The sequence below is a fragment of the Duncaniella sp. genome, from assembly GCF_029056165.1.
Taxonomy (GTDB): Bacteria; Bacteroidota; Bacteroidia; order Bacteroidales; family Muribaculaceae; genus Duncaniella.
Map to the genome: position 1 here is coordinate 1 of NZ_JAIDBW010000026.1, position 12923 is coordinate 12923.

General features: G+C 46.1%; 10 protein-coding genes. 8 read left to right on the forward strand and 2 right to left on the reverse strand.

What is annotated here, in order from left to right; genetic code table 11:
- The first annotated feature begins 952 nt into the window (after positions 1-952).
- Positions 953-2452, forward strand: a complete 1500-nt coding sequence (locus K2G41_RS05655) for a glycoside hydrolase family 28 protein (protein ID WP_300116262.1) — start codon at positions 953-955, stop codon at positions 2450-2452.
- The gene (locus tag K2G41_RS05660; protein WP_300116265.1) at positions 2452-3969 is read left to right on the forward strand and encodes a glycoside hydrolase family 28 protein; all 1518 of its coding nucleotides are present in this window, start codon (positions 2452-2454) and stop codon (positions 3967-3969) included. The genes K2G41_RS05655 and K2G41_RS05660 overlap by 1 nt, the downstream gene beginning before the upstream one ends.
- A gap of 172 nt (positions 3970-4141) precedes the next feature.
- On the opposite strand, the gene K2G41_RS05665 is transcribed toward K2G41_RS05660, so the two are convergent.
- Together K2G41_RS05665 and K2G41_RS05670 are read right to left on the reverse strand one after the other, a co-directional pair.
- Complete coding sequence (locus K2G41_RS05665) at positions 4142-4927, reverse strand: inositol monophosphatase family protein (protein WP_300116268.1); 786 nt, start codon at positions 4925-4927, stop codon at positions 4142-4144.
- Between the two features lie 142 nt (positions 4928-5069).
- On the reverse strand, positions 5070-5897 hold the full coding sequence (locus tag K2G41_RS05670) for a helix-turn-helix domain-containing protein (protein ID WP_300116270.1): 828 nt from the start codon (positions 5895-5897) through the stop codon (positions 5070-5072).
- Positions 5898-6021: 124 nt separating this feature from the next.
- On the opposite strand from K2G41_RS05670, the gene K2G41_RS05675 reads away from it, so the two are divergent.
- The 6 genes from K2G41_RS05675 (at position 6022) to K2G41_RS05700 (ending at position 12756) form a co-directional block, all read left to right on the forward strand.
- Entirely contained in the window at positions 6022-6495 is a 474-nt protein-coding gene (locus tag K2G41_RS05675; RefSeq protein ID WP_300116273.1) for a nuclear transport factor 2 family protein, read from the forward strand.
- A complete protein-coding gene (locus K2G41_RS05680; RefSeq protein WP_300116276.1) occupies positions 6492-6911 on the forward strand; it encodes a nuclear transport factor 2 family protein in 420 nt (139 codons plus the stop codon). Before K2G41_RS05675 ends, K2G41_RS05680 begins: the two co-directional genes overlap by 4 nt.
- Positions 6912-7093: 182 nt before the next feature.
- Positions 7094-7924: an SDR family oxidoreductase gene (locus K2G41_RS05685; RefSeq protein ID WP_300116278.1), complete on the forward strand. Its 831-nt coding sequence runs from the start codon at positions 7094-7096 to the stop codon at positions 7922-7924.
- Between the two features lie 838 nt (positions 7925-8762).
- On the forward strand, positions 8763-10124 hold the full coding sequence (locus K2G41_RS05690; RefSeq protein ID WP_300116281.1) for a fimbrillin family protein: 1362 nt from the start codon (positions 8763-8765) through the stop codon (positions 10122-10124).
- Positions 10125-10142: 18 nt separating this feature from the next.
- Positions 10143-11576 (forward strand): fimbrillin family protein, encoded by a 1434-nt coding sequence (locus K2G41_RS05695; protein ID WP_300116284.1) that lies wholly within the window; start codon positions 10143-10145, stop codon positions 11574-11576.
- A 10-nt stretch (positions 11577-11586) separates the two neighbouring features.
- The gene (locus K2G41_RS05700; RefSeq protein WP_300116286.1) at positions 11587-12756 is read left to right on the forward strand and encodes a fimbrillin family protein; all 1170 of its coding nucleotides are present in this window, start codon (positions 11587-11589) and stop codon (positions 12754-12756) included.
- Positions 12757-12923 lie beyond the last annotated feature (167 nt).

The following is a 12923-nucleotide window of genomic DNA, read 5'->3' on the forward strand; positions in this document are numbered from 1 at the left end:
CTGATTTGATTAATATACCGTCGAGTTCGCAATCAAATATATTATAGTTCGCGATGAATACGCATAATTCATCACTTACTTCATATCTTGAACGAAGCAAGTTGCAAATTGTACGATACTGTTCTCTCTCGGCAGTATGCTCGTAATCAAAGATTTTGAACGCGAGGAAGGCCATTTATTCCGTTCGTTGAAAATGTCCATAGATCCCATTCGGACTGATATTATTAGTTGAACAAAAAAAGCGCAGGATCTGTACTTGTTACCCGTCCTGTCGCTTCAAGGCATCTGGCATAGCCGTCACATCGTAGAACGAGTAACGCAGAGCCTACGCCGTATGATATATGATACGCCAAAGGTGGCCATGCCGAAAAGGCACAATCCTCCCATGGGTATAGTAATCATACCCGAGACATCTACCGTTACTTCATTCTTGACGATGCTTTTGAAACTGCCAGATTTCTGAAGCGACCAAGAATCAAGCGCAAGTAAACGCTTTTGAAATATATCTCAAACCCACCCAGCCGACGAATATATCGCCATCGGCGTAGGTTTGCGAGTGCAAAATTACTAAAAATTTGGGATGTACACAACGGATTTTTAATAATCTACTGTTTTAGCTATGAGAATGTTTTGGATGCGGGAAAGAAAGATTAGTTAATGTGGATTTACAGTCCCTAACGTGCGATTGGGAAACGTGGACAAAATGTGCATAAGTTACTCTCTTTTTTCGTGTCAAAAAATTCATGTATAGGTTAAAATTTCCTACTTTCGTTAAAAAGCCCTACCTTTGTAGGGCAGAAGGTCAGTTGGATTGGCTTTTCAGGAGGAAGTAAAAATCTGATTTGCTTGCCGGATGCCGGCTACTGGCTGAAATGATGCTGTGTCAAAATCACCCGGAGTTTGTCCATACTGACACAAACCATGAAAATTTTATCACATTAATATATTGACCATGAAAATTTTATCAAAAATCGGTCTGTTGGCTGGTCTCGGCCTCTGCCTGACTGCGTTGGCCGACAGCTTGCAGGCTGCGGACTACAATCAGTATTACCGTAATCTTCCCATCAAGCTTAACCCGGTTACAGCTCCTGTGATCCCGGACTATGAGGTTAAGATAACAGATTTCGGTGCACAGAATGATGGCGTTACTCTCAATACCGAGGCTTTTGCCAAAGCCATGAGCCATCTTGCCGAAAAGGGTGGTGGCCGTCTGGTTGTACCTGAAGGTATATGGTACACAGGCCCGATACAGTTTGAGAGCAACATCGAGCTGCATCTTGAGCGCGGAGCTCTCGTGCTTTTCAGTGAGAATCTCGCCGACTATCCGGCTCTTGCTTCCGACTGGGAGGGAGTTTCGACCCATCGTGCCATGTCACCGCTGTCCGCGCGTCAGAAACACGACATTGCCATTACCGGTGACGGAACAATCAATGGCAACGGTCAGAATTGGCGTCCGGTGAAGAAGGGTAAGATGACAGCCGATCAGTGGCGCAATCTTACAAAAAAAGGTTGTGTCAACGCCAAAGGTGACATCTGGTTTCCCAATGAGCGTATCCGTGATGTATATGAAAACCGCGATCTTCAGGCCAAAGTGCACCGTGGCGATAAAGCTACCGTTGATTACGCACATGATTTCCTCCGTCCGGTCCTGCTGTCGTTCATCGGTTGTAAGAATGTCCTGCTGAAGGATGCGACTTTTGAAAATTCACCCGCTTGGAATCTCCATCCGCTTTTGTGTGAGAACCTGATCATCGACAATGTTAATGTGCGCAATCCTTGGTATGCGCAGAACGGCGATGGTGTGGATATCGAATCATGTACGGATGTGCTGCTTCTCAACAGTCGCTTTGACGTGGGTGACGACGCCATGTGTATCAAGTCCGGCAAGGATAAGGATGGTCGTGAGCGTGGCATCCCGTGTTCAAATGTGCTGATCGAAGGGTGCACCGTCTATCACGGTCACGGAGGTTTCGTGATCGGTTCGGAAATGTCGGGTGGATGCAAGGATATCGTCGTGCGCAACTGCGTGTTTATCGGTACGGATGTCGGTCTGCGTTTCAAATCAACCCGCGGACGCGGTGGAGTTGTCGAGGATATCTATGTCGATAACATCAAGATGTCAGACATCGCCGGAGACGCTCTTATTTTTGATCTCTATTACGGCATCAAGCCCGGTGCACCTGTCCCGGAAGTCAGCGAGGAGACACCGTCGTTCCGCAACATGTACATCAACGATGTTACCTGTCGTTCGGCCAAGCGTGCAGCTCTGTTCAACGGTCTGCCTGAAATGCCTATGAAGAATGTGGTCATCACAAATTCTCATTTCCGTGCCGATTCAGGTATTGAGCTTAACCATGTTGACGGTCTGACCCTTAAAAATGTCACAATCACCACCCCCGGTGAAAAGATCAAGGAAGGTGAAGGTGTGAAAAACGTTTCAATCGAGAAATAATGACACATAAACTTTTAGGGCTGGCATTAGGCTTAGTGTCAGCCTTTTTTACAGCTATTCCCGCCGCATCTGCGGATTATTCCGGCTATTACAGGAATCTTCCTTTCGAGACTCAGGAGGTGAAATCACCCGTGATCCCGGACCGCACGGTCAACCTCAAGGATTTCGGTGGGGTAGGTGATGGAATCACCCTCAATACCGAGGCTTTTGCGAAGGCAATAGATCATTTGGCTGATCTTGGCGGTGGGCATCTAATTGTCGGTGACGGTGTGTGGCTGACAGGTCCGATCACCATGAAGAGCAACATTGATCTCCATGTGGAGCGCAATGCCCTTGTGGTGTTTTCGCCCGACAGGAATCTCTATAAGGTACTTCCTCCGGATGAGGGAACTGTCAGCAAGCTCGTGACAGCTCCAATCAATGCCTCGCATCAAAGCAATTTTTCCATTACCGGAGAGGGGATCTTTGACGGCAATGGAGAGGTGTGGCGTCCGGTCAAGAAAATGAAGTTCGGCGAGTGGGAGTGGAACAAGTTCGTGCGTTCTGGTGGTACGCTGTCAGACGACGGAAATATATGGTATCCGACCACGGCCAACGATGAGCAGGGACAGAAACGTCCTCGTCTCCTTCGTTTCGTCGGTTGTGACCACATTCTGCTTCAGGGTGTCACGTTCCAGAATTCACCGAGTTTTCATGTGAATATGTTCATCTGCACGGATATAATTCTCGATGGTATCAATGTCCGCTGTCCTTGGAATGCTCAGAATGGTGACGGCATTGACCTGAGTTCATGCCGCCGTGCATTGATTGTCAATAGTTCGGTTGACTGTGGCGATGATGCACTCTGTCTGAAAAGCGGTGTAGGTGATCCGGGTCGGAAACGTGGTCAGACATCCGACATAATAATTGAAAACTGTACAGTGTTCCACGGTCATGGTGGATTCGTGATCGGATCGGATGAGGCCGGCGGAATGGAGAGGCTTCTGGTCCGTCACTGCCGTTTCATCGACACTGATACCGGCCTGCGTTTCAAGAGCGGACGTGACCGCGGCGGAATAGTGGAAAATGTGTATGTGGATGATGTCGTGATGAACGACATTGACGGTGAGGCTATACTCTTCGATATGTATTATCAGGAGAAGCCGAAACTGACAGGTGATGTCGAGCCTCGTCCTGTCACCGCCGATACACCTGTGTTCCGTAATTTCCATATCAGGAATGTGGTTTGCCGTGAAGCCGGACGCGCTATTCTCTTTCAGGGACTGCCTGAAATGCCTTTGAGCGATGTCACTATAGAGGATTGTACGATCAATGCACGCTACGGGGCACAGATTAATGAGACAGATCGTCTGACAATCCGTAATCTTAAACTCGAAATTGCCGAAGGTCCGACAGTAGGTATAAATAATTCACGTGATATTACTATCAGTGATCTCACTACCGTCGGGGAACCTCTCACGAAATCAGTGACCGGAAGCCGTAACGCCGATCTCATGCTTAACGGTAAGAAGTTATAATCCCCATAAGTCATGAGATGAGAATTTTCTAACGGTCTTATTGATTGAAAAGTGATGGGGCTGTGTCAAAATTCATCTTGTTTGTAGGGCTTGCGCTGGCCCTACAAACAAGAATTTATCCATTTCGATACGACCTTATCACTTTTTTCTATGAATTGGAAATTGTGTTTTTTTATTTTCCGGGCTTTTGTGAGATCAGTGCCATGAGTTGCTCATGAATTGCGGGGGGAGCGCAGACTACGGAGATACCGCGATCCGGACGGAAACGTGTGAATATCGCTCCCGCTTCTTCTGCAATGAGTGATGCTGCGTTGACATCCCACTCATGAAGATTGAGCTCCCAGTAGCCGTCAAGAAATCCGGCTGCGGTGTAGCATATATCCACCGTCGAAGATCCGAGGCGACGTATGTCTCTGACTCTCGGCATTATCGCTGCGAAATTGTCAAGATTATTATCGGGATTGTCACCTTTATCCACAGGGAAACCGGTGGATATGACAGAGCGCGAGAGTTTGTCCTGAGCCGAAGCATGGATGGGACGTCCGTTGAGAAACGCGCCGTGGCCTTTGGAAGCATAGAAAAGTTCGCCTGTCGCCGGCATGAATACAACGCCAATGACACGCTCGCCATTATGCTCTACGCCTATGCTAACTGACCACAACGGAATGCCTGAAAAGAAATTGGTTGTACCGTCGATAGGATCGATCACCCAACGGTAGCCACCTGCACCGTCAGTCTCTCCCGATTCCTCCGAGAGTATGGCATGAGTCGGGAAATGGGTCTTGACATAATTCTTTACAACAGCTTCTGATTCCTTGTCGGCAGTAGTGACTATATCGCTGTCGTTGAGCTTATTCTCAACATTCATCCGGTCCTTGTGACGGAAATACTTCATGGCTGTCTCTCCGGCCATCCGTGCACATTCAATCACATTATCTAACGTTGGAGTATATGACATAGAGTAGTTTTCAAATTGATGGTTAGCAAATTATTATCTATTATACTTAACCGATTTAGAGGCCGTTTAGTTTAAAATCCGAAACGGGGTCAATCTTCCGGTTCATAAATTTCATGATGCTGTGTAAAAATCAACTTGTTGATCAGTCTTTTGCACCTGCAGTCCGGAACTTAGCAGGTGACATACCGATATGCTTCACACAGAAACGGCTGAAATAGCTCAGCGACGAGAAATTCATTTCATCCGCGATCTGCGAGATAGACATGGTGTTGTCTTTAAGATATTCCAGAGCGATTGCAGTTGCCGCATTGTTGATATGAGTCGAAACATTCGTTCCGGTCACACGCTTTATAGTGTCTGACAGATATTTTGGAGTCACATGGAGTTGAGCAGCATAATGCGACACTTCTCTTTGTGTTTTCGGCCGTCCTCCCGCTATCAGATTGAAAAACTGGGTGGTAATATATCCTATGCGATCAGTAGTCAGGATATTCTCATTTGTTTTAGCATGGAAATCAAACAGATCATAGATCATTGTCTGGAGCAAACTACCCATCAATTCCTGATAGAAAAGATGATCGATATTATCAATCCTATTATTGATATTAGCTATGTCTGACCTGAAACGCGAGGCATCCATATCTGTTGCATTGATTATAGGATTGTCAAATAAGCTTACACATCCCTGTATAGAATAGTTGTTGGGTGGCAGCAGACTGTGAAGAAACTTATTCGGAGCAGCTACATACTCACATCTGAAGCTGTCGTCACAACCTGTTTCCGTCACCAGACGGGGTCGTGATATGACTGCGATATCGTTCTTGCACAAAGTGAAACGGTGGTCATTGTACAAAAAATTACCAGTTCCTTCAGTACAGATCAAGTGGACTATGCAGTCATAGAATGCCGGAGAGTTTATAAGACTAAAATCTTCGGAGAAAACTATCAGATTATGTAGTTGCTTTTCCATGCTGTAAAATTAGCGATTTTCGTAAAATTGTGCAAGTTTAGACGGAGAATTGAAAAATCAAAAGTCCTCACATCCACGTTATTTTGATAAACAAACAAAAATAAATTAATCAAAATAAATAATTATGGATAACAGAATTCTTCGCTCAGGCGAAGCGATAAATCGATTAGAGGACCGCGTAATGCTCAAAGATCTGGTTGACCGTTACGCAACGGAGAGTGACAAGAACAATCAGGATTATTATGTGGAGATCTTCCGTCCTGACCTCAAACTGAAAGTCTATTTCGGCGACAAACTGGGAATGGATATTACCTCGGTAGAGGATATGATTGCTCAATATAAGGCATTCGGCGCAGCCAAGGCATCGTTCCACCAGAACGGACAGCAGGTGGTCGATTTCATTGATGATACCCACGCAACAGGTATCTGCTACGCCATTGCAACCCTTGTCAACGAAGATAATGGAGTGGATAAAATGACTTTCCATGCGGTGCGCTACTATGACAAGTATGTCAAGATTGATGGCCGTTGGTGGATTGCCGAGCGCGAGCAGCGTTTCGTCTATACCTGCTTTCCTCCGATGACACCCGCCGAATGAGCCTACTGATACTCCTGAATCTTATCATACCGTTGACACTCATGGCACAGACTGATGAACAACTTTTAAAACAGCTTTATATTGAGATGTATGAAGCGATGATAGCCAAGGACACTCTGAAGCTCGAAGAAATGATGACCGAAGATTCTGCTTTGGTTCACATGACAGGTATGCGTCAGCCTCGCCGTGAGTATCTCCGGGCTATCAAGAACGGAATTCTCAATTACTTTTCATGCACCGACTCGGATATTTCAGTAGCAATATCAAGCGAGAAGGCCGCGATGACCGGACGAAGCTACGTAGAGGCATCTGTGTTTGGCGGTGGATGCTACACATGGCCGCTCCGACTTGATATTGATTGGACGAAGGTCGGGGGTACATGGAAGATAACGGAGATTAGAGCCACTACATTTTAATTAATCGAAATATTGAAAGGATCGCAATAAATAAAATGCTTGACGGCGCGGCTATGAGCATGTCTGATCCAACTTATGTTGATGATGCGACAAAGCCGCTGTCACCAAAGATGTGGAACCGAATACAATTGCAGGTGGAAATCCAACTAAAGTAATAAAAGGATTTGGTATAAGATACTGATATGAAAAAGAATGTAATGATATTGGCCGGAGCAGGTCAGATAGGTATGGCGATCGCCCGACGGATGGGCTATGGTATGAAGATTGTGATCGGTGATAAGAACCTCACCAATGCCGAGACAATCGCTGATATTATGAATAAGGCCGGATTCGATACAACAGCAATTGAGATGGATCTTTCGAGCCGTGAGTCAATCAAAAATATGATTGCCGAGGCACAAAAGTATGGCGACATAACAATGCTTGTGAATGCCGCCGGCGTATCTCCATCTCAAGCTCCCATTGAAGCGATCCTGAATGTTGACCTGTATGGCACGGCTGTATTGCTTGAAGAAGTGGGGAAAGTTATTGCTGAAGGAGGAACCGGAGTCACGATTTCAAGTCAGTCGGGACACCGTATGCCCGCTCTTACTCCCGATCAGGATCGACTCCTCGCCATGACTCCGACGGAGGAACTGCTGTCGCTGCCTATGCTTCAGCTAGAGAATATCCATGACACCCTCCACGCCTATCAGATGGCTAAGCGTTGCAATGTAAAGCGCGTTATGGCCGAAGCTGTGAAATGGGGTGAACGTGGGGCGAGAATCAACTCTATCTCACCCGGCATTATTGTTACACCGCTCGCTATTGATGAATTTAACGGTCCGCGTGGCGATTTCTATAAGAACATGTTTGCCAAATGCCCTGCAGGGCGGCCGGGTACTGCCGATGAAGTGGCAAACGTTGCCGAACTTCTTATGCGCCCACAAGGAGCATTCATCACAGGGGCTGATTTCCTGATTGATGGAGGAGCCACGGCTTCATATTTCTATGGACCTTTGCAACCGGACTGATGTAGATATTATATACAGGAATCAGGTCTGAAAAAGGCATAGACGCAAGAACTATAGAATTGGAGATTAGATAAAACCTATCCTACTCTTAGTCCTTACGAAAGAGCGTCTTGAAAATAAGATATGGCTGTGTCAGAATTTATCCATTCTGACACAGTATTATTTTAGCAATTATAATGGAGTTAGGTTTGATCCTTGATAGCAGCCTGTATAATTGTTTTAAATATCTGCGCAGTGGAGATGAGATTGACTTAGTAATGGAAAAGGAAAACCTTTAGTTTATAGAGTCCGTGAGAAAAATTGCGTCAGACAAATGGGATTGTGATAGGAGAGAGTGGGGAAAACGTTTCCGAAGAAGAGGGTTACAAACGTCCGTTTTAACTTATTTTAATGACTGTCTTTTGTTGTTAACAATATAAATATCGTAATTTTGTATAAAATTAGAAGTAAATCGCCGTTTATTTGTGGAGATTGCTATGCTATTATTTTTTATTTAAATATCTAAAAATAAACGATAATGATTTAGCATTAAGTTTGTCACCGAACTTTCCTAATATATCCATGAATAAACTGCAACTTACTTTATAGAAACAAATGACTGACGACCTCTTAATCCATTATTAATTATACTTAGAGATAATAACCATAATAAACCTGTGCTGAAGTCGTATGACAGCCAAAATATCACTTGGAATGCAAGGACTTCAAGATCATGAACCAGAAAAGCCAATCATAGGTAAAAGCCTATATCTAAATATGGTACAGCTGTTGCCGATTGGGTAGCAGGTTTAAAACCCGATGTATCCGTTTTAGTAAAATAAAAAACAACTGAGCATATATGAACACTACGATAAAATCTTCGCTCTGCCTGATCAGTGCTGCGCTGCTTTTGGCTGCATGTTCTGAAGAGGATGCCGCCCATCTCGGCGATAGTGAGACTAATCCTATAAGATTCCGCACATCGCTTCCCACCCTCTCAAGCCGAGCTCAGATTGTCACCAATGATAATCTTCCTCACTTCTTTGTCACAGCATTTAACCCTGCAGACCCTGACCTTGTGACTCCTACTGGACTGATGAAGGAGTATATCAGTCAAGAGCCCATCATTAATGACGCCGGTCTGGAATTACTGACCTCAGAGAAGTGTCTTTGGCCCGCTCCCGGCAAGGACGGCAATCTGGCCTTCTTCGCATTCTACCCCGACATGACCGACGGTGCCGGATTGGTGAACGCTACAACTCTCAACGGTAATGATCTTGCGATTGATTACAAACTGACTGATTTCCGTGTGGCTGCCGACATAGCTGACCAACAGGACTTCATCACTGCCTACGCCACAGGCTCTATGGAAAAAAATCTGTTCGCAGGCATTACTCTTAACTTCGAGCATCAACTCAGTCGCGTCGAGCTGCAAGCATGGGGAGCAAACAAAAGCTGCAACATAGAGATTGCCGGTGTGCGTCTCGGCGGTGTCGGTGTCGAAAGTACATTCGATTTCCAACCTATCGATGGCGGCGGACAATGGGTCGGTTATCTTGGCAAAGGCATAGTTGAGTATATTTATCGGAATGGTGACCAAATCGTTTCGCTCGACAGAACAGCCGGTTCACCCCTCACTGCCGACGCAGCCGTATCCATCATGGGAAGCAAGGTCGGCACTGCCGACAACTGCGCAATGCTTCTTCCCGCGACATATAGCGGATGGGACTTTCTCGAAGATGGCCAAAATCAAAAAAATCAAATGTACATCAGTGTGCTTCTTAGAGTGGTTGATGCAACACCCACAGATGGTGAGGGCCAGCAGCAATATCCTTTAACACACAATATCGATGGCTCTGATGCGTTGAATATTCCGAAAGTATATTTAGCTGTCGATAAGTTGACCGGCAAAACCGTCAGCTCCCGTCTGTACAAAAATGGCGACGACTACTTCACCGACGAAACTTTCACATCAGCCTACACATTGACTGCCGATGAAGAAGTGAAGGAATTCGGATGGGCCGCACTCCCCGTAACAGGTGAATGGGAGCCGGGATACGTCTATACTTACACGCTTGATTATACATCAGGTGTCGGTCTCCATGATCCCGATAGTCCTGACGCAGGCAAGCCCATCATAAGTGATAAGGTTGGCGTTTCGGTCAGCGTAAAAGACTGGCAGACAAAACCGTCTTCGGGCGTTGTCGTTCCCGGTTCATAATCTATCCCTATTGCATTCATGAATAAGAAAGAACTTTCATATATCACAATTCTGTCGCTGTCCGCTGTGTTGGTGTCATCATGCAGTCAGGATGATATGTCAGGCGGTCGATCGGCAGTTGATGACCAAATCTCTTTTCAGGTATCGTTGCCCGGTGTCAACAGCCGCTCGGCAGATAAGGACATGCTTGGTGCTCTCGCCTCAGGATTCGACGTTACGGCTTTCTGTCCTGAAGATGAGACCAGCATCTCTGCGGATGGAATTCTTAACGAATATTTCAGCGAGCAAAGAGTGACACAAGACGGCAACGGCAAATTCCGCTCTGATTTATGCCGTTGGCCCGGCAATAAAGATGAGAAACAAGGATTCCTGAAATTCTATGCATTCTATCCATCGCGCAGCGACCTGCGACAGAGTGTCGATGAAGATGAGACATCCGCTCGTTTCGTGCTCACCAATCATTCGTCGGTATCCACTTTCGACTACCGTCTTGAAAATTTCAAAATCAACAGAGACATCGCCCGCCATATTGATTTTGTCGCTGCCTCAACCGAGGGCACTAAGACTACCAATCTCTACTCCGGCGTTGATCTCGACTTCCAGCATCAGATGACTCGTGTGGGTCTCCGTGCGTGGGGAACCAATGCCTCCTATAACGTTGAAATCGCCGGAGTGAGAATTGGCCGTCCTGTTATAGAAGGTACGTTCAGCTTCACTGCCGAGCCTACTAATCCCGAAGAAGGCGATAACAGCGTAGGGGGGTGGATTCTCGATGAATTACCAGTAAGAGACTGTGTTGAATATATCTTCTGTGAGTCAGGCGACAAAGTTATCCCGATTGACGGGCGCATTAACAACTCAGAGAATGCCGCTTCATCCATAATGGGCGAGGGCGGCTGGTCTATGGTGATCCCTTACACTCACGATGCATGGAATCATCATGAAGACGCACCAAACACCCGGCAGGGAATGTATTTCAGCGTTCTGCTACGCGTCACCGACAAATCCGGCATCCGTCTCTATCCTTATCCCGGTGATTCTGCTCTTGATGATTCTGACGAACAAAAGATGACGGTGATATATCTGGCGGTTGAAAAATCAACCGGCAGTGTCATGAAACGTCTTTACAAAAGCGACAACCGTTATTTTACGAATACTGATTTTACCGCCGACTCTGAGTATAACCTTCCTGCAACTCAGGAAATCCGTGAGTATGGCTGGGCGGCTCTGCCTATCGCGACCGACTGGAAAGCCGGATATGAATACACTTACCTGCTCGATTATTCCAAGGGGGTAGGGCTTCATGACCCGGATGATCCTGATCCCGGAGCACCGATTTTGAATGAAGTCGCAGTTTCTACAACGGTAAAAGAGTGGGACGCCCCTATCGGCGAGCATAAGGTGATATACCTGACCGTTATTAATAATTCCACTATAAATATCGGTAAATAATCGTAACGCAATGATCGACAATCGTAAATACCTTAAATACTTTACATGCTGCGCTTGCGGGCTTGCAGCCCTGATGGTTTCGTGCTCGTCAGAAGACTCCGAGCCACAGTGTGCCGGATCTGAGGAGTTGGTCTTTGTCACGGCCGAACCTTCTCGAGCAGCAGTGACAACCACTACCAATCTCACCGCAAAGCCTTTCGCGGTCTATGGTGACGTATGTCTCGCAACCGGCGAGAGCGAACCCACCGAGCTTATGAACGGCCGTCAGGCCGCATACAATAGTTCCGAAAAAAAATGGAATTATGGCACGACTCTTTACTGGTTTCCGAATCACATCCACTCTTTCGTGGCCCTTCATCCGATTGAGGCTATTAATAAAACCCGGACAGTTACAGATGTCAAATACAGTGAGGGCGGATTGAGTTTCAATTATACCCATCCCTCTGATTATAAAAATGCCTCCGACCTTCTGGTTGCTACCCACCGTCGCCGTTATGATCAGGAATTGGGTAAGACGGCAGATCCGGTATCATTTACGTTCGAGCATATCCTTTCAGTGCTTGATATCCGCATCATGTATAACGAAGAGTTAGCTTATACAAACCAGAATAACCGTATTGAGATTACTGAAATCGTTCTTGACGGCATCAACGTTTCCGGCTCATACGATGTACGTCCCGATGATCTCAATGAGACCAATGCCCGCAGCGGTACCGATGCTCACGTTGTGAGGGGCGGCTGGAGCAACCTCAAATCCGGAAGTCGTACGTTTAGTGGAAACGTCTATAAAGATTGGAGCGCGGGACATGTTAATCAGTACGATACGAAATCCAGTGTATTTAAACCTGTATTCGAAAATAATGATGCCATTACAGTTTTACCTAAGGAAGCCGGTGATGTGACACTCACCATGAAGTTCAGGCTATACGTTAACATCACCCATGCTGCTGACCACACGCTCTCCACTGTGCTTAAAGATGTGGAATGGAAAGCCGGACAGAAGATTACTTACAATCTGCAAGTAAGTGTCGGAGAAATCTTGCAAGGTGGCTGTACGTTTGAGGACTGGAACGCTATCACCGGGCTTACAGAAACTATCACCGATGCATCCGGCGACCATGATGCCGGAAAAGGCAATCTCGACAGGGAGGATTGGTATAATTTTAATAATGGCTGGTAAAAAGCAAGTCGGGAAATGCGTCGTGGCAGATCCGGATTTGCTATGAGCTTACTTAATTAAAAAATCATTATGTTTTCAATTAACAAACAGCATATCATACGCTTTCGCCAAACGTTTGTCTCGTTGATGCTCTCGTCGCTGGTAGTTTCATGTAGCGACGACCTTGT